The organism is Lentzea sokolovensis (assembly GCF_033949975.1).
Taxonomy (GTDB): domain Bacteria; phylum Actinomycetota; class Actinomycetes; order Mycobacteriales; family Pseudonocardiaceae; genus Lentzea; species Lentzea sokolovensis.
In genome coordinates this window covers 429,894-447,659 of the sequence record NZ_JAXAVU010000004.1, presented here as the reverse complement: position 1 = coordinate 447,659, position 17,766 = coordinate 429,894, and the positions used below count along the sequence as shown (strand labels likewise).

General features: G+C 69.2%; 17 protein-coding genes. 9 read left to right on the top strand and 8 right to left on the bottom strand.

Going from position 1 to position 17,766, the window contains the following annotated elements:
- Nucleotides 1-13: 13 nt before the first annotated feature.
- Nucleotides 14-1,375: an alpha-amylase gene (locus SK854_RS07585; protein WP_319974277.1), complete on the bottom strand. Its 1,362-nt coding sequence runs from the start codon at nt 1,373-1,375 to the stop codon at nt 14-16.
- 92 nt (nt 1,376-1,467) lie between these two features.
- Nucleotides 1,468-2,892, bottom strand: a complete 1,425-nt coding sequence (locus SK854_RS07580; RefSeq protein WP_319974276.1) for an MFS transporter — start codon at nt 2,890-2,892, stop codon at nt 1,468-1,470.
- A 52-nt stretch (nt 2,893-2,944) separates the two neighbouring features.
- On the opposite strand from SK854_RS07580, the gene SK854_RS07575 reads away from it, so the two are divergent.
- On the top strand, nt 2,945-3,634 hold the full coding sequence (locus tag SK854_RS07575; RefSeq protein WP_319974275.1) for a TetR/AcrR family transcriptional regulator: 690 nt from the start codon (nt 2,945-2,947) through the stop codon (nt 3,632-3,634).
- Here SK854_RS07575 and SK854_RS07570 read toward each other — a convergent pair.
- A complete protein-coding gene (locus tag SK854_RS07570) occupies nt 3,621-4,199 on the bottom strand; it encodes a class I SAM-dependent methyltransferase (protein ID WP_319974274.1) in 579 nt (192 codons plus the stop codon). The genes SK854_RS07575 and SK854_RS07570 overlap by 14 nt on opposite strands.
- A gap of 252 nt (nt 4,200-4,451) precedes the next feature.
- Between SK854_RS07570 and cmtR the strand changes: the two genes are divergently transcribed.
- Nucleotides 4,452-4,769 (top strand): Cd(II)/Pb(II)-sensing metalloregulatory transcriptional regulator CmtR, encoded by a 318-nt coding sequence (gene cmtR, locus SK854_RS07565; RefSeq protein WP_319974273.1) that lies wholly within the window; start codon nt 4,452-4,454, stop codon nt 4,767-4,769.
- Nucleotides 4,762-5,385: a cation transporter gene (locus SK854_RS07560; protein WP_319974272.1), complete on the top strand. Its 624-nt coding sequence runs from the start codon at nt 4,762-4,764 to the stop codon at nt 5,383-5,385. The genes cmtR and SK854_RS07560 overlap by 8 nt, the downstream gene beginning before the upstream one ends.
- Here SK854_RS07560 and SK854_RS07555 read toward each other — a convergent pair.
- Complete coding sequence (locus SK854_RS07555) at nt 5,342-5,995, bottom strand: class I SAM-dependent methyltransferase (RefSeq protein ID WP_319974271.1); 654 nt, start codon at nt 5,993-5,995, stop codon at nt 5,342-5,344. The two genes, SK854_RS07560 and SK854_RS07555, sit on opposite strands and share 44 nt — an antisense overlap.
- 43 nt (nt 5,996-6,038) lie before the next feature.
- Between SK854_RS07555 and SK854_RS07550 the strand changes: the two genes are divergently transcribed.
- Together SK854_RS07550 and SK854_RS07545 are read left to right on the top strand one after the other, a co-directional pair.
- Nucleotides 6,039-7,196, top strand: a complete 1,158-nt coding sequence (locus SK854_RS07550) for a glycosyltransferase (RefSeq protein ID WP_319974270.1) — start codon at nt 6,039-6,041, stop codon at nt 7,194-7,196.
- 42 nt (nt 7,197-7,238) lie between these two features.
- Nucleotides 7,239-10,214 carry an MGH1-like glycoside hydrolase domain-containing protein gene (locus tag SK854_RS07545; RefSeq protein ID WP_406601750.1) on the top strand — a complete coding sequence of 992 codons (2,976 nt, stop codon included), beginning with the start codon at nt 7,239-7,241 and terminating at the stop codon, nt 10,212-10,214.
- Here SK854_RS07545 and SK854_RS07540 read toward each other — a convergent pair.
- From SK854_RS07540 to SK854_RS07525, 4 genes are read right to left on the bottom strand one after another with little or no spacing between them, the layout of a single operon-like run.
- Nucleotides 10,211-10,819, bottom strand: a complete 609-nt coding sequence (locus tag SK854_RS07540) for a TetR/AcrR family transcriptional regulator (RefSeq protein ID WP_319974268.1) — start codon at nt 10,817-10,819, stop codon at nt 10,211-10,213. The two genes, SK854_RS07545 and SK854_RS07540, sit on opposite strands and share 4 nt — an antisense overlap.
- A gap of 56 nt (nt 10,820-10,875) precedes the next feature.
- On the bottom strand, nt 10,876-12,414 hold the full coding sequence (locus SK854_RS07535) for an acyl-CoA synthetase (protein ID WP_319974267.1): 1,539 nt from the start codon (nt 12,412-12,414) through the stop codon (nt 10,876-10,878).
- Complete coding sequence (locus SK854_RS07530; RefSeq protein WP_319974266.1) at nt 12,414-13,541, bottom strand: DUF5938 domain-containing protein; 1,128 nt, start codon at nt 13,539-13,541, stop codon at nt 12,414-12,416. The genes SK854_RS07535 and SK854_RS07530 overlap by 1 nt, the downstream gene beginning before the upstream one ends.
- A 4-nt stretch (nt 13,542-13,545) precedes the next feature.
- A complete protein-coding gene (locus SK854_RS07525) occupies nt 13,546-14,349 on the bottom strand; it encodes an SDR family NAD(P)-dependent oxidoreductase (RefSeq protein WP_319974265.1) in 804 nt (267 codons plus the stop codon).
- Nucleotides 14,350-14,483: 134 nt separating this feature from the next.
- Here SK854_RS07525 and SK854_RS07520 point away from each other — a divergent pair, with 134 nt between their 5' ends.
- From SK854_RS07520 to vanX, 4 genes are all read left to right on the top strand, one after another.
- Nucleotides 14,484-15,122, top strand: a complete 639-nt coding sequence (locus SK854_RS07520) for a TetR/AcrR family transcriptional regulator (RefSeq protein WP_319974264.1) — start codon at nt 14,484-14,486, stop codon at nt 15,120-15,122.
- A gap of 68 nt (nt 15,123-15,190) precedes the next feature.
- Nucleotides 15,191-16,147 carry a D-isomer specific 2-hydroxyacid dehydrogenase family protein gene (locus SK854_RS07515; RefSeq protein ID WP_319974263.1) on the top strand — a complete coding sequence of 319 codons (957 nt, stop codon included), beginning with the start codon at nt 15,191-15,193 and terminating at the stop codon, nt 16,145-16,147.
- Nucleotides 16,144-17,160, top strand: coding sequence for a D-alanine--D-alanine ligase family protein (locus SK854_RS07510; RefSeq protein ID WP_319974262.1), 1,017 nt, complete (start codon nt 16,144-16,146; stop codon nt 17,158-17,160). Before SK854_RS07515 ends, SK854_RS07510 begins: the two co-directional genes overlap by 4 nt.
- Nucleotides 17,157-17,765 carry a D-Ala-D-Ala dipeptidase VanX gene (gene vanX, locus SK854_RS07505; RefSeq protein WP_319974261.1) on the top strand — a complete coding sequence of 203 codons (609 nt, stop codon included), beginning with the start codon at nt 17,157-17,159 and terminating at the stop codon, nt 17,763-17,765. The genes SK854_RS07510 and vanX overlap by 4 nt, the downstream gene beginning before the upstream one ends.
- Nucleotide 17,766 lies beyond the last annotated feature (1 nt).

The following is a 17,766-nucleotide window of genomic DNA, read 5'->3' as shown; positions in this document are numbered from 1 at the left end:
AGCCGGTGATTTCCTAGCGTGCGTTGACGTGCAACGCCAGGGCGGTTCCGGCGCCGAGCGTTGTCGTGAACCTGCCCGAGGAGTCGACGGTCACGCGGACGCAGCCGTTCTCCTGGACGTTGCAGTAGTTCCCGGGCGGCAGCGCCGTCTGGAACGTGCGGGTCACCGGGAACGTCTCGCGGTTGATCGCGACGAATCCCTTGTCGCCGCGGCCGAACGCGATCATGTCGAACCCGTTGTCCTGCCAGTTGTTGACGTCGGTGCCCGCGACGGTGTTGCGGAACGCCACCATGTTCGCGACCTGCGTCCACGCGTGCTGGCACTTCCAGCCGCTGTAGCAGACCGAGTTGCCGGGCGGACCCGCGTCCTTGTCGGTGAACTCGTAGCCCGAATACACCTGCGGCGCACCGTAGTTCCACGCCAGCATGAAGACGTTCGCGAGCGTGTAGGTCGACCCGTCCTTGTACGTCAACGTGGACCCGTTGCGTTCGGTGTCCCAGTTGTCGACGAACGGCCGTGCCTGCCCGCTAGGCAGGAAGCCCCACGCCTGCCCGAACGTCTTCAGGTAGGCCAGGTTCTCGTTCTGGAAGATCCGCTTGACGTCGTAGGCGTACCGGAACTCGTCCACGTCACCGGACCCCGTGTACTCACCGGGCTGCACCGCCTCACCGGAGCCGTAGATCACCTCGTGCACCCAGAACACGTTGGGGTTGCTCAGCTTCCCCTTGATCGCGGCGAGGTCCGCGGCCGCGATGTGCTTGGCCGCGTCGACGCGGAACCCGTCCACGCCCATCGCGATCAACCGGTTCAGGTACGCGGCGATCGTCCCGCGCACGTAGTCGCTGCCGGTGTCCAGATCGGACAGGTTGACGAGCTCGCAGTTCTGGACGTTGTAGCGGTCCTGGTAGTTGTTGATCGCCGAGCGGCACCCGTGGAAGTCCCAGTCGCTGTAGAAGCCGGGGTAGTTGTACTTCGAATAGCCGGAACCGCCGGTGCCCGTGCCGGATCCGGCGCTCATGTGGTTGATCACCGCGTCCGCGATGACCTTCACACCCGCGTTGTGGCAGGTGCTGACCATGTTCCGGAACGCGTTCTCGTCGCCGAGCCTGCCCGCGATCTTGTAGCTGACGGGCTGGTAGCTGGTCCACCACTGCGGACCCTGGACGTGCTCGGTCGCGGGAGAGACCTCGACGTAGCCGTAGCCCTTGGGGCCGAGAACGTTCGTGCATTCCGTTGCCACGCGGGCGAACGGCCATTGGAACAGGGTGACGGTGACGTCCTTGGCGCCCGGTGGCGCCGCAAGACTTTGCACCGGTGTGGACAGTCCGACGATCAGCAGCACCGCTAGAACGGTGCGCGAAGCCGAGGAAACCACGTTGTCTCCTTGCTGCAGGGGTTCACCACACGTCGTAGCATCCGAAGGCACACCGGGCAAAGCGTTGCAAGAACTTTCCGGAGCAATTCGGCCTAGTGCGCGCGACGCGCCCGGAGGTACGCCCAGCCGACGAGGGCGCCGGCCATCGCGGTGAGCGCGAGGCCGCCGATCGTGACAGCGCCTTCGAACTGCGCGGTCTGCACGCTGGTCCAGTCCGGTTGCGCGATGCCTCCGGTGAACAGCACCGCCAGCACCGTGCCGCTGACGGCGACGCCCGCGGCCGAGGTGACCTGGGACGCGGTGTCGACCAGGGCGGCGCCGATCGAGGTCCGGTTCTCGGGCAGGCCCTTGAGGACGTTGACGCCCGCGACGGCGCCGACCACGCGGATGCCGATGGCGACCAGCACCAGGGCGACGGCGACCGGTGTGTAGCCGAGGCGGCCGAGTAGGGCGTAGACGGCCAGTCCGGCGACGACGCAGAGCGCGCCGAGCCACACGGCCCGGTCGAGGCCCGCCCACCGCACGAAGCGGTTGACCAGCGGGCCCGCGGCGATGAGGACGGCGACCTGCGGCAGCATGCCGGCGGCGGCGAGCGCGGGGGACCAGCCCCAGTCGAGCTGGAGCTGGAGCGTCACGAGGTAGGTGAGGCCGGCCGCGGCCAGTCCGGTCGCGGCCTTGTACGCGAGGCCGCTGGCGACCAACGGGTGGGCGACGAGCTTGAGGTCCAGCAACGGATGGCTGGCCGTGCGCGCGCGAATCACGAACAGGACCGCGGTCACGACGGTCAGTGCGGCAGCGCCCCAAGCGGTCCAGGAGCCTTCGACGAAGAGCGTCGGCACCACCAGCGCGAGTGCGATGGTCGCGGTGCCGAGCAGGCCGCCGAGGTAGTCGGCGGGACCGCGGTGCAGGTCCGTGTCGGCCTGGATGCCACGGGCGATGCCGATGAACGCGAGCACCGCGATCGGGACGTTGATCAGCAGCAACGCCTGCCAGGGCGCGACGGCGAGCAGGAAACCACCGAGCGGCGGGCCGATCGCCAGGCCGACGAGGCCCACGGTCGAGATGAGCGTCATCGCGCGGACGCGGAGGTCGTCGGCCTGGAACAGGCGGAACGCCAGCGCGATCGAGCCCGGCGTGGTCATGGCGGCGGCGATGCCCATCACCGAACGCACGGCGATAAGCCCGCTCACGGACGTGACGAACAGGGTCGCGAGGCTCGCCACCCCTAGAAGCGCCAGTCCGGCGAGCATCACGCGGCGGCGGCCGAAGCGGTCCGCCACGGCGCCGAACACCAGCATCAGGCCGCCGAACACGACCGCGTAGGAGTTCGACACCCACTGCAGCGCGGTCGTCGAGGCGTGCAGGTCGCGGCCGATGGTGGGCAGGGCGACGTTGAGGATCGAGTTGTCGAGCATCTCGAACAGGAACACCACGGAGAGCCCGGCGAGGGCGATCCACGCTTCCCGCAGGGATCGCGGTGAGCGCAGTCCGGGCTGCGCGAGATCGTAGGTAGTCACGAACACTGTTCTACTCACGAACAGTGTTCGGGTCAACTGGTAGGCTGGTCACATGAACCGCAAGTCCCGCGAGGAGTGGGCGAGCCAGATCGCCGAGCTGGAGCAGGAACCCGCCCCGGCACGCAAGGAACCGATCACGGTCGGCCGCATCGTCACCACGGCGTTGACGCTGGTCGAGGCCGAGGGCTTCGACGCGCTGACCATGCGCCGCGTCGCCGCCGCGCTGCAGACCGGACCCGCCTCGCTCTACGCGCACGTGCGCAACAAGGCCGACCTCGACGACCTGCTCATCGGGACGCTCAGCAGGAACGTGTCGGTACCCGCGCCCGACGCGGAACGGTGGCGCGAGCAGGTCCTCGACGTCTGCGGTCAGCTGCGCGACCAGTTCCTGCGCTATCCCGGGATCGCGCGGGCCGCGTTGTCCGCCCCGCCCGCCAACCTCGACACGCTCCGGATCACCGAGGGCCTGCTCGGGATCTTCCTGGCCGGTGGCGTGTCACCACGGTCGGCGGCGTGGGCGATCGATGCCGTACTCCTGTACGTGAGCGGCTACACGTACGAATCGTCGTTGCGCGGCGGGCAGCCGGACCGGGCCGAGATGCTCGCACGGCTGCGGATGCTTCCGGTGAGCCGCTTCCCGCACGTCGTCGAGCACGTGGAGACGCTGAACTCCGGCGAGGGGCACGAGCGGTTCGAGTTCGCGCTCCGGCTGTTGCTCGACGGCCTGCCTACCGCCGGCTGACCAGCAGGTAGCGCTCGTCGTCGATCGACCGCCCCCACAGGTCCTCGCTGGTCAGCGGGGTGACCACGGCCTCCGTGCGCACCCCCAGCACCAGCGAACGGGTCTGCGCGGCGGTCAGCCCGGCACCCGTCGACCACCGGCCCTCCACCAGCAGGAGAACGCCTTCCGGCTGGAGCAACGACACCCATTCCCGCAGTGCCGCCGCCGGATCCGGCAACGCCCACAGCACGTGCCGCGCCAGCACGACGTCGAACGACGCCTTGGGGTACGGCGGACGAGCCGCGTCGCCGATCGTGAAGGTGGCGGACATGCCTGAAGTCTTGGCTCGTGCGGCTTTCACCATCTCCTCGGACAGGTCCAGGCCGTGCACGTCGTGGCCCGCTTCGGCGAGCAGGACCGACAGGCTGCCGGTGCCACAGCCGAGATCCACCACGGAGGATTCCGCGGGGACGAGCGGCAGGAGAAGGCGAGCCCAGGCGTCGCGCACCCGTGGGTCACGAAGTCCGTGGTCAGGCTCGTCGTCGAACGTCGCGGCGTGCTCGTCCCAGAACTCTCGCGTCGTCACGAACGCAGTTTCTCCTAAGAGACCATCAAGCCTTGCCCAAATGAGATGCGATCTCCGTCGTACGGTCCCTAACCTCGGTCCATGAGGCTTGTGCTCTGGCTCACACTCGCGTGCATCTGCGCGCTCAGTGGCGACCACGCGCTCGCGGCCGTCCTGGTGATGCTCCTCGTCGGCTGCGCGACCGACCGCGTCCGTCCCTGAACAACTATTCAGTGCTGGCTGTACTACAGCCAGCACTGTACTGTTCCGCCCATGCTGACCTGTGAGACGCGGGAGGCGGCCCTCGCCCGGCTGGGCCGCGCCCTGGCGGACCCGACGCGGTGCCGCATCCTGATCGCCCTGCTCGACGGTCCCGGCTATCCGGCGCAGCTCGCCGAGAAGCTGGAGCTGACCAGGTCGAACGTCTCCAACCATCTCTCCTGCCTGCGCGGGTGCGGCCTGGTCGTCGCGACCTACCAGGGCCGGCAGGTGCGGTACGAACTCGCGGACCAGCACCTCAAGCGCGCGATCAGCGAACTCGTGGACGTCGTGCTGGCCGTCGAGCCCGGACCGGACTGCGTCGATGAGTGACACCTGCTGCGCACCCGCCGTGGACGAACGCAAGCTCGTGCTGCGCCGCCGGGTCCGGATGTTCGTCGCCGCCACGATCGCCTACAACGTCGTCGAGGCGGTCATCGCACTCTCGGCGGGCACGGTGGCGGGCTCGACGGCGCTGATCGGGTTCGGGCTGGACTCGATCATCGAGGTCGCGTCGGCGACCGCCGTGGCCTGGCAGTTCGCCGGGCGGGATCCCGAGCAACGCGAACGGGCTGCGCTCCGGGTGATCGCGGTGTCGTTCTTCGCGCTGGCGGCGTACGTGTCGTTCGAGTCCGTGCTGTCGTTGCTGCAGGGGGAACGGGCGGGGCACTCGACGGTCGGCATCGTGCTGGCCGCGGTGTCGTTGGTGGTCATGCCCGGCCTGTCGTACGCCCAGCGCAGGGCCGGTCGTGAGCTCGGGTCGGCGAGCGCGGTGGCGGACTCGAAGCAGACGCTGTTGTGCACCTACCTGTCGGCGGTGCTGCTGGCCGGGCTCGTGGTCAACAGCCTGTTCGGCTGGTGGTGGGCCGACCCGCTGGCGGCTCTGGTGATCGCCGTCGTGGCGGTCAAAGAAGGCCGGGAGGCGTGGCGGGGTCACCACTGCTGCTGACCGGTTTGCGCGCGACGAGTCGTTCCACCACGCCGAGCTTGAAGCGCTGCCGTTGCTCGACGACCAGGCCGCGGGCCTCGACCAGGTGCAACGGACGGCGCAGGAAGTGTTCGCCCGCCATCGGCACCGTGACCCGTTCCACCAGCCACTGCACGCCTCGTGCGATCCGGGACGTGCTGGCGACGTGGTCGAGCAGGATGAGCCGTCCGCCCGGCCGCAGGACCCGGACCATCTCGGTCACCGCGGTCTCGTGGTCGGGGATCGCGCACAGGCCCAGCGTGCACACGACCGTGTCGAACGAGCCGTCGGCGAACGGCAGGGCGTGCGCGGTTCCTTGCCGCAACGTCACTTCACGGCCCAGGTCAGCGGCACGGGTGCGGGCGAGGCCGAGCATCTGCTCGCTCAGGTCCAGGCCGGTCACGGTGGTGCCGGCGGGGTAGTGCGGCAGGTTGAGGCCGGTGCCGACGGCGACCTCCAGCACCTCACCGGAGGCCTGGGAACAGGCCCACTGGCGGGAGTCGCCGAAGATCCGGCGGTCCAGGACGCCGATCTCGGCGTCGTAGGTCGCCGACTTGCGGTCCCAGTACGTCTGCCAGCGGGCCTGGTCCATGCCGTCCAGTCAACACCAGCGCGAACAGGGCAGGATCTGCCCCGTGCGAGTCGTCGTGGTCTCCGGGGGCGATCCCGGTCATGTGGTGCCGGCCATCGCGTTGTGCCTGCGGTTCACGGAGGCCGGGGACACCCCGATCCTGCTCACCGGCGACCGCTGGGTCGAGCCCGCCGCGGCCGAGGGGATCACGGCGTCCCGGGTCCCAGGCCTGTCGCTCGACGACCTGCGGGACGTGCCGGATCTCGGGCGCGCGCTGCACGATCAGGCCGCGGTGCTGGCGTCGGCACTCGCCCCGCAACTCGCTGAGCTGGAACCCGACCTGGTGGTCTGCGATGTTCTAGCCCTGGGCGCGAGCATGGCCGCGGAACTGCTCGGCGTGCCGTGGGTGCAGTTGTCGCCGCACCCGCTCTACGAACCGTCGAAGTGGCTGCCGCCGATGGGCAGCGGACTGGCGGCCGGAACCGGCGTGCGCGGCAAGCTTCGGGACGCGGTGCTGCGGGCGATGACGGCCAGGTCGCTGCGCCAGGGTGAACGGCAGCGAGCCGTTGTGCGGCAACGGATCGGCCTCACCGCGAAGGAGCCCGGCCCGGCCGCGCGGTTGATCGCGACACTGCCCGCGCTGGAGGTGCCGCGCCCGGACTGGCCGCGCGACGCCCACGTCGTCGGGCCACTGCTCTGGGAGGCGAGCCGGGCGACGCTGACCCCGCCGCCCGGCGATGCCCCGCTCGTGATGGTGGCTCCGTCCACGGCCTGGACCGGGGCGGAGAGCATGGCCGAGATGACCCTGGAAGCGTTGCGGGACATGAATGTCCGGGCGGTGGTGTCCACGTTCGCGCCGGCTCCTGCCGATCTGCCGGGGTGGGTGCGGTCGGGGCCGGGCAAGCAGGACGAACTGCTGCGCCAGGCCGCGGTGCTGGTGTGCGGTGGCGGGCACGGAATGCTGGTCAAGGCGTTGCGGGCCGGGGTTCCCGTCGTGGTCGTGCCCGGTGGTGGCGACCAGTGGGAGATGGCCTGCCGGGTCGCGCGGCAGGGTAGCGGGGTGATCGTCCGGCCGTCCACCGTGGACGGGCTGAGGGACGCGGTGACGCGCGTGCTGGGCGACCCCGGGTTCGCCGCGGCGGCAGCTCTCGCGGCGGCGACGATCGCCGATGTTCGAGATCCTGTGGAGGTATGTCGGACTGCGTTGAGTCTTGCGCGTTGAGAGCGCTCCCACTTCAATGGGCCCATGCGCGTGTCAATGACGATGCTCGTGGTGGCTGCGTTATCGATCTCGACCCTGCCGGCGGTGGCGCGGCAAGACCGCGCTGTGGCGCCCGACCTGTACCCGGCCGTGGGCGCGGGGACGACCTTCCTCAACCACTCCGAGCTGCTGGGCAACGTCCCGGAGCCGGCCTGGTACGAGGCGAACATCCCGTTCGTGGACCTCCCCGACCGGGAGATCCGCGACACCTACTACTACCGCTGGCGGACCTACCGCGAGGCGCTCAAGTACACCGGCCCGAAAGACGGCTGGATCATCTCGGAGTTCCTCGGCCCGGTCGGCTACTCGGCGCCGAACGGCGGAATCGTCGCCGCGGCGGGCCATCACGTCTACGAGGGCCGCTGGCTGCGTGATCACCGCTACCTGGACGACTACGTCGACTACTGGCTGCGCGGGTCGGGCGCCGGTCCCAAGCCCGCGACCGACTTCCTGAACAAGAACACCACCGACTGGGCCCACCAGTACTCGTTCTGGGCCGCCGACGCCGTGGCCGCCCGTGCCGCGGTCGACGGCCGCTCCCGGTTCGCCACCGACCGGCTGCCCGAGCTGGTCCGGCAGTGGCAGCGCTGGTCGCCGCAACTCAACCAGGACCTCGGGCTCTACTGGCAGACGCCGGTGTGGGACGCGATGGAGTACACGGCCAGCTCATACCAGAGCCCCGATCCCTACCACGGCGGCGACGGCTTCCGGCCGACCCTCAACGCCTACCAGTACGGCGACGCACGGGCGATCGCGCAGCTGTTCAGGGCACGGGGTGACGCCGCGGGCGCGCGTCCGTTCGACCAGGCCGCCGACGCGTTGCGCGCGAACCAGGAGCGGTGGCTCTGGGACGACGCGGGCAAGTTCTACAAGCACGTCATGCGCGACAACAACCCCGGCCGCACGAAGCTCGCCGACCGCGAGGAGATCGGCTTCGTGCCGTGGTACTTCCACATGCCACCGGCCGCGAACAGCGCGGCCTGGGCACAGCTGACCGATCCGCAGGGGTTCGCGTCTCCCTACGGCCCGACCACCGCCGAGCGCCGCAGCCCGTGGTTCATGCGCGACGCGCTGAACGGGTGCTGCCGCTGGAACGGCCCCAGCTGGCCGTTCGCCACCAGCCAGACCCTGACCGCGCTGGCGAACCTGCTGATCGACTACCCGAGCCAGCCCTACGTCGACCGCGACGACTACCTCGCCGTGCTGCGCGGTTATGCCCTGACCCAGCGCAAGAACGGCGAGCCGTACGTCGCCGAGGCGCACCACCCCGACGAGAACCGCTGGCTGTACGACGGCAAGGACCACAGCGAGGACTACAACCACTCGACCTTCAACGACAACGTGCTCTCCGGGCTGCTCGGCATCCGGCCGCAGCTCGGCAACACGGTGTCGATCGCGCCGCTGGTCCCGGACTCCTGGAACCACTTCGCCGTCGAGAACGTGCCGTACCACGGCCACAACCTCACCGTGCTGTGGGACAGGGACGGCAGCCGCTACGGCAAGGGCGCCGGTCTGCGCGTCTGGGTCGACGGCAGGCTCACCCACACCCAGGCCGGTCTGGCGGCGGTGCGCTTGACCATCCCGGCGCGTACCTCGGGGGACGTGCCAGAACTGGTCGACGACTTCGCGAACGTCAGCCAGTCCGGGTTTCCCACCGCGCGTGCGTCCTACAACTACAGCGCCGACCCGCCCACGAAGGCGATCGACGGCCAGGACTTCCACCTCGACGTGCCCGGCACGCGCTGGACGTCGTACGGCAGCCCGAACTCCGCGGACTGGCTGGAGGTCGACCTCGGCGCGCCGACCCAGATCTCCGACCTGCGCGTCGTGTTCTACGACGATGGCGGGGGAGTGCGGGTGCCGACGACGTTCGACCTGCAGTACTGGGACGGCCAATGGCGCGACGTTCCGGGCCAGCGAAGAACTCCCGCGCAACCGGTGGCGCGTCAGGTCAATCGCGTCCTGGTGCAACCGGCGCTGACCACCAGCCGGGTGCGGATCCTGCCGCGTCGCGCCGATGGCGGAGCTGTGGGCATCACGTCGTTCTCGTCGTGGCGCTCGGCCGTCCGTGGTCTGCGCGCTTCACTGCCGGATGATCTCGCCGTCCGTGCCGGCGGGGTCGAGACAACGACGACTTTGCAGGCGCAGCAACCGTTGCGCGGCGTCCGGGCGTCTCTCGCCGTGCCTGCCGGGTGGAACGCGGTGCCGCTCAGTTCGGCTTACGCCGCGCAGCTCGCGCCGGGCCGGAGCCTCGTGACCCGGTGGCGCGTCACGGCACCGGCGGGCCTGCGACTGGGTGAGCGTGCGCCGATTCGTTTGCTGGCAACGGCTTCCGGCTCTGGCGGCGCGACGTCCTCGGTGAGTTCGGCGCAGACCGTGTTCGACCCTGCCGACTACGGCACCGTCGTGTGGGACGACGCGTTCGACTCCAGCGTGGCCTCCTACCGGGTGGACGGCCCGTTCGGCGAACCGCCGCCGACGTTGAAGGTCGCGGACGGCGTGCTGACCGCCTCAGCCGGTGGTCGCGCCGGTGCAGTGCTGGCCGCGCCGGTGACCGGGAACGCCCGCGGGACCGCCGTCGTCGTCGAACCTCGGTCGTTCGCGGGCTCGGCACCCGAGGACAGCCTGTTCCTCGGCCAGACCGCCGGCACCCGCGACTTCGCCCTGGCCTGGTTCAACAACGCGGGCAAGGCCTCGGGCGTCGACGTGACCGTGGACGGCGTCCGCCGAGGCGACGAGGCGACCGGCGGGTGCTGCGCGAGCCTGACCTGGGCGCCGGGCGACCGGCTCGCGGTGGTGGTCGAGAACGGTCAGCTGACCAGCTGGCAGGAGCACGCGAGCCGATGGACGCTGCTGCGCTCCGCCCCGATCGGGACCGCCGTGGATCCCTCGGTCGTCGCGGGGTGGGCACCGGCTCTCGGCCTGCGGCTGGACGCGGGCGCGCTGACGATCGACCGCTTCACCGTGCGGGCCCGCTAGCCGCAGACGCGCTCGACCAGGACCTGCCAGCTGGTGATCAGGTTGTGCACCACGGCTTCCGGGTCGGGCGCGTCGCCGTCCTGCGCCCGCAGGTAAAGCAGGATCGGCCCTTCCAGCGCGGCGACGAGCTGAAGGGCGAGGGTGCCGCTCGCGGCGTCGTCGGGACATGCCTCGCTCAGAAGCATGTGGACGTGGAACAGCGAGGGGCTGTCCCCGGCGGGGACGGGCTGGCCGGGGTCCAGCGAGGCACGTGCCAGGGCGGTGTGTTCGATCAGGAACTCGAGCCGCGCGCGGCCGAACGCCGCGAGCCGCTCGGCCGCCGGCGCACCGGGACCCAGCGGCGGCGGCCCGGTCATCACCCGTTCCTGGAAGAGCTTCTCCTCCTCGTCCAGCAGGGTGTGGAAGATGCCCGCACGGGTGCGGAAGCGCCGGAACACGGTGCCCTTGCCCAGCCCGGCGCGTTCGGCGAGCCCGTCCATCGTGACCTTGTCCACGCCCAGTTCCGTGACCATCTCGCGGGCGACCTCGATCAGATGGGCACGGTTGCGCGCGGCATCGGCCCGCTCTTCCCGGGGACGTCCCAACGGCAGCGCAACAGGTTCCACGACCTGAACGCTACCTGTCGATCACCCGAGACGCGCAGCGCCTGACCTCGCCGAACTCACGGCCCGGCGGCGAGCCGTTGCCTGATCTCGGCCTTGAGCACCTTGCCCACCTTCGACCGCGGCAGGTCCGGCCAGATCTCCACCTGCTTGGGCGCCTTCACGCTGCCCAGCTGGTCCTTCACGAACGCGATCAACGCGTCGGGGTCGGCCTGACCGGAGACCCGCAGCTGCACCACGGCGGTCACCCGCTCGCCCCACTTGGCGTCGGGCAGTCCGACCACCGCGCTGTCCTGGACCGCCGGATGTGCCCGCAACGCCTGCTCGACCTCGGCCGAGTACACGTTGAACCCGCCGGTGATGATCACGTCCTTGGCGCGGTCGACGATGAACAGGTAGTTGTCCGCGTCGAGGTAGCCGATGTCACCGGTGTGGTGCCAGCCGAAGGCGCTCACCTCGGCCGTGGCCGCCGGGTTCTCGTGATACCCGGCCATCACCAACGGCCCGCGCACGACGATCTCGCCGCGTTCACCCGGCGGCAGCAGCGTGCCGTCCGCGGCCATGATCGCGACCTGCGTCAACGGCGTGGGCCTGCCCGCCGACGACAACCGGTCGACCGCGATCGACCCGTCCGGCAGGAAGTGGTCGGCCGGGGCCAGCGTGGCGATCATGTTCGGCGCCTCGGTCTGGCCGAACAGCTGTCCCATCACGGGCCCGATCCGGTGCAGCGCCTCGGTGAGCCGCACCGGTGACATCGGCGCGGCGCCGTACCAGAGGCACTGCAGCGAACCGAGTTCCGTCGAGTCCAGGGCGGGGTGGTCGAGCAGGCCGTAGATCACGGTCGGCGGCAGGAACGCGTGCGTGATCCGGTGGTGCTCGATCAGCCGCAGGAACTCGCCGAGGTCCGGCGCGGGCATGATCACCGTCTCGCCGCCCAGCGACATGATCGGGAACGTGAGCACGCCCGCCGAGTGCGTGAGCGGGGCGAGCGCGAGGTAACGCGGCCGGGCGCTGAACGGGTAGCTCATCAACGTCAGCGCGGTAGCGGTCTCCAGGTTGTGGCCGGTCAGCCGCACACCCTTGGGTCGCCCGGTCGTGCCGCCGGTGCCCGCCAGCACGCAGAGATCGTCGTCGGCCACCGTCACCGGTTCCGGCTCACGTCCGTGTTCCGAAAGCCAGTCGGCGAACGTGATCGCGCCCTCCACCTCGCCGTCCAGGCACACCAGCGTGGCCAGCGCGGGCAGATCGCCGCGGATGCGGTCGACGAGAGGCGCGAACTTCGCCTGGAAGAACAGGCACCGGCACCCGAACAGGTCGAGCAGCTCGCGGTTCTCCGCCGCCTCGTTGCGGGGGTTGACCGGGCACCACACCGCGCCGGCCCGCGAGATGCCGAACACGCAGGTGAGCGCGAGCGGATCGTTCGCGCTCAGCACGGCGACCCGGTCGCCGAGCCCGATTCCGCTGCCCTGCAACGCTCCCGCGATGGCGCGGGAGCGTTGCCGCACCTCGGCATAGCTCTGCGAGACCCCGCCGATGGTCAGGCAGGGCGCGTCGCCCCCGAGCGACGCGCCCTTGTCCAGGTAGTCGCAGAGGCGCATCAGCGGTGCACTTCGACGATCGGGTCGAGCACCAGGCCGAACGACCGCAGCGCGCCCAGCAGTTCCCGGTGCCCGAACGCCTGGCAGCCGGACGCGAACCCGACGCGGCGAGGCGCGTCCTGCAACAGGTGCACAGCGGCGTGCACGTTCAACAACGCCGTCTGCTTGTAGTTGCAGTTGCCGTGGATCACGCAGTGCGCGCGGCCCAGCGGACCCGAGGCGTGCACGGAGTCCAGCGAGATGTTGATCCGCGGGTTCTCGCGCGGCGGCATCTCACTGCGCACCTGCGCGGAGAACGCGTCGACGATCTCGTACTTCTCCTTGTCCGACTTGCCTTCCATCTGCTCCAGCGCCGCCGCCACGATCTGCGGCACACCCTGCATCAACGGCCGGTTGAACACACCGCCGAGCGCGCGCACCGACGCCACCCGCGGATCCCTCTTGAACCACACCGGATGAGCCGTTCCGCCCCACGGCAGCGCCAGGCCCAGTTCGTGCTGGCCCGGCACGACGAGCTCGTAGAGACCGGCGTCGGCGGGCCATTCGACGTACTCGTTCTGCTCCAGGTAGAAGGCCTTCGAGAACGCGGCGTTCGTCAGGATGGTGTTGGTGGAAGCGACGGTGGGATAACCCTTCCAGAACACCCCGATGTCCAAAGTGTCCAGTCCGGGCTGCTCCAGGCAGATCTGCGCGGCGATCTCGCCGACCGTGTACATCTGCGCGATGCCGGGGGAGAGCAACAGGCCCTGCTTCGCGAACTCGGCACCGTACTGGGCGTCGGTGTCGATCATCCAGTCCTGCTCGCCGTTGGTGTCGGTGTAGTGCGCGCCGACGTTCAGGCTCGCCTGCACCGCTTCGTGGCCGTAGCGGGAGAAGGGGCCGACGGTGTTGAGCACGACCTTGGCACCGGTGAACGCCTCGGTGAGCGCCGCCTCGGTGTGCTCGACCTCCACGACGTCGTAGGAGACCGTGTCGATACCGGGCACGGCGTCGACGGTCTCCTTGACCCTCTTGCCATCGCGACCGGCGGCGAGGAACGGGATCCCGTACTCGCGCAGGTATTCGCAGATCAGGCGTCCGGTGTAGCCGGAGGCTCCGTAGACGACGACAGGCTTGTCCGTGGGCATCGCGTCACATCCCCATTCCGCCGTCGACCGGAAGACCCGCTCCGGTGATGAACTTGGACGCGTCGGACGCGAGGAACACCACGGCGTCGGCCATGTCGTCGACCTGTCCGAGGCGGCCGAGCGGGGTGAGCTCGATGACCGCGCCGACGGCGGCCTCGACCGACGGGAACAGGCCCAGCTGGGCGCAGTCGACGGCCAGCTGGTTGCCCATGGCGGTGGGCGTGAGGCCGGGGTAGATGCAGTTGACGCGCACGCCGTAGCCGAGCTTGCCGGACTCCGCGGCCGCGACCCTGGTCAGCCGGTCGATGGCGGACTTGGTCGCCGAGTAGACGCTGATGCCGGGGAAGGCGATGGTCGCCGCGACGGACGCGACGCTGATGATCGAGCCGCCGTTGCCCGCCGCGCCACCGGGACGCATCGCGCGCAGGCCGTGCTTCATGCCGAGGGCGGTGCCCAGGACGTTCACGTCGAGCATCTTGCGGACGTCGGCGGGGTCGAGCTCGGTGATCAGGCTGGTGATCTCGATGCCCGCGTTGTTCACGAGGATGTCGAGGCCGCCGATCGCGTCGACCGCCGTGCTCACCGCCGAGGCCCAGCTCGCGTCGTCGGTGACGTCCAGCGGAACGAACTCCGCCGTCGCGCCCGAGTCACGCAACGCCTGGGCGGTCTGCTTGCCCTCTCCCTCCAGGACGTCGCCGATCAGAACCGCCGCGCCGGCCTGCGCCAGGGCCTGGGCCATGCCCGCGCCCAGTCCTCGCGCACCCCCGGTGACCAGCGCTTTTCGTCCGCTCAGCTGATAACTCGTCATTGAGTCGCCTCCTCGGTGAGATGGCTCACACCCTAGCTTTTCCTTGACAGTCGTCAAGTTTTTCTTTGACGACTGTCCAAGATTTTTTGGACGAATGGTCAATGTTTGTCGCAGTGAGCGTTAGGATCCGAGGCGTGACGGATGTCGCTTCGCGCAAGCAGGACCGCATCACCCGCCGGCAGGTCGACAAGTTCGACGCCCGGCGGACTGAGCTCGCCGTGGCGACCCTGCACACCCTGGCCGAGCTCGGGTACGCGCGGACGAGCCTGCGGGAGATCGCGCAGAACTCCGAGTTCTCCCACGGCGTCCTGCACTACTACTTCGCGGACAAGCGCGACCTGATCACCGAGGCCGTCCGCCAGTACGAGGTCGTCTGCGTGACGCGCTACGACGAGGTCGTGGCCACCTCCGCGACGGCGGACCAGCTGCGAGACGAGTTCGTGGCGATGTTCTTCGACACCCTCGGCCAGGACGCGACGCTGCACCGCCTCTGGTACGACCTGCGCAACCAGAGCCTGTTCGACGAGTCGTTCCGCGCGGACGTGCTGGAGATCGACGGCCACCGCGAGGACATGGTGTGGCGCGTGGTCAGCCGCTACGCCGAACTGGTCGGTGGCGCGGTCGCCGTCTCGCCCACCATGATCTACGTGACGCTCGACGGCATCTTCCAGCGGGCACTGCTGAACCACCTGGCGGGCAACGCGGACAACGTCGCCCAGTTGCGCGTCGAGTTGCCGGCCGCGATCGGTCTGATGGTGACCAAAGCCGAATAGCGCCATATCGCCTGTATATCGAAAACCGCATACGGACTGGCAACGCCGTGCCGTCTTGACTGAGGCGCATGGCAACGGGCATCACGATTTACGGGTGCGGGCGGGACGAGGCCGTCCTGTTTCGAAAAATGGCACCCCGCTGCGGCGTGACACCGACCATCGTCGAAGACGCGGTATCCGAGTCCAATGCTGAACTGGCGCGCGGAAACCAGTGCGTCAGCGTCGGCCACAAAACCCGCATCACTCACGCCACTCTTTCGGCGCTCGGCCGCGTGGGCGTCCGCTACATCTCCACCAGAAGCGTCGGCTTCGACCACATCGACGTGGAGTACGCCGAGAGCGTGGGCATCACCGTCGGGAACATCGCTTACTCACCCGACAGCGTCGCCGACTACACGTTGATGTTGATGCTGATGGTCCTTCGCGACATGAAGTCCGTCCTCAGGCGTGCTGACCTGCGCGATTACCGGCTTCAGGCCGTGCGGGGCAAGGAACTGCGCGACCTGACCGTCGGGGTGATCGGCACCGGGCGCATCGGTGTGGCGGTCCTGGACCGGTTGCGCGGCTTCGGTTGCGGCGTGCTGGCCCACGACAGCAGGCCGCGCAACTCCGCCGACTACGTGCCGCTGGACGAACTGCTGCGGCTGTGCGACATCGTCACGTTGCACACGCCGCTGAACGCGGAAACCCATCACCTCCTCGATCGCGACCGAATCGGGTTGATGAAACGCGGCGCGGTCGTCATCAACACCGGACGCGGCCCGCTGATCGACACCAAAGCGCTGGTCGAGGCGTTGGAAAGCGGCAGCCTGGGTGGCGCGGCATTGGACGTCGTGGAAGGTGAAGAGGGAATCTTCTACACCGACTGCCGTGCCCGCGAGATCGACGGTGAACCGCTGTTGCGGTTGCAAGAAATGCCGAACGTGCTCATCAGTCCGCACACGGCCTATTACACGGACCACGCGCTGAGCGACACCGTGGAGAACAGTCTCATCAACTGCCTGAACTTCGGGGGAAGAGCATGACCAAGGTGAAGATCGGAATCATCTTCGGCGGGTCGTTCGAGGAACATCCCGTCTCGGTGAAGTCCGCGCGGGAGGTCGCGGGGAGCCTCGACACCGCGAAGTACGACCCGTTCTGGATCAAGATCACGCGTGGCGGCGACTGGAGGCTGTGCGACGGCCCGGACGCGACGGACGGCCGCCCGGTCGTGCTCTCCGCTGGCGGACTGCTCGTCCTCGACGAGGACCGGTTCGAGTCGATCGGCCTGGACGTGGTGTTTCCCGTGCTGCACGGCAGGCTGGGGGAGGACGGTGCGATGCAGGGCCTGCTGGAGCTGTCGGGCGTGCCGTACATCGGGTGCGACGTCCAGAGTTCCGCGCTGTGCATGGACAAGTCCCTCACGTACGTCGTCGCCAGGAGTGCCGGGGTCGCGACGCCGAACTTCTGGACCGCGACGCCGGACGAGAAGATCGAACCCGGCGAGCTCGCCTACCCGGTGTTCGTCAAACCGGCCCGCTCCGGGTCGTCCTTCGGCGTCACCAAGGTGTCCGCGGAGGACGAACTGGCGGTCGCGGTGGAGGTCGCCCGGCAGTACGACTCGAAGGTGCTGATCGAGGAGGCCGTGGCCGGCAGTGAGATCGGCTGTTCGATCCTGGGCAACGACCTGGACCTGGTCGCCGGCGAACTGGACCGGGTCGCGCTGACCCACGGCTTCTTCCGCATCCACCAGGAGAGCACGCCCGAAACGGGCTCGGAGAACTCGGCGTTCATCGTGCCCGCGGACATTTCCGCGGAGTCGCGCGCACTCGTCCAGGAGACGGCGAAGGTCGTCTACCGCGCACTGGGCTGCTCCGGCCTGGCGCGAGTCGACATGTTCCTGACGCCGGAAGGAAAAGTGGTCCTCAACGAGGTCAACACCATGCCCGGCCTCACCTCCTACAGCCGCTACCCGAGGATGATGGCGGCCGCGGGCCTGTCGCTCGGGGACGTGATCGACCGGCTGGTGTCGCTGGCGCTGACGGGAAGGTTCCAGTGAACCCGGACTTCGTCTTCGTGGACGAGTGCGCGCCCGGAATCCGCTGGGACGCCAAGTACGCCACGTGGGACAACTTCACCGGCAAGCCCGTCGACGGCTACCTCGTCAACCGCGTCGTGGGCACGCGCGCCCTGACCGCCGCGCTGGAGAAGGCGCACGAGAAGGCCGAGTCGCTCGGCTTCGGCCTGCTGCTGTGGGACGGCTATCGCCCGCAACGCGCGGTGGACTGCTTCCTGCGCTGGGCGGACCAACCCGAGGACGGCCGGACCAAGGAGCGGTTCCACCCGAACATCACCAGGGCCGAGATGTTCGAGAAGGGGTATGTGGCGAGGAAATCAGGCCACAGCCGAGGCAGCACCGTCGACCTGACGCTCTACCACCTGGCCACCGGCGAACTCGTGCCGATGGGCGGCGACCACGACCTGATGGACCCGATCTCGCACCACGGCGCGTTCGGGATCACCGAGGCCGAAACGGCGAACCGCCAGCACCTCTGCTCGATCATGGAAGCCTGCGGGTTCCACCGCTACGACAGCGAGTGGTGGCACTACACCCTGATCGACGAGCCCTACCCGGACACCTACTTCGACTTCCCGATCGGCTGAA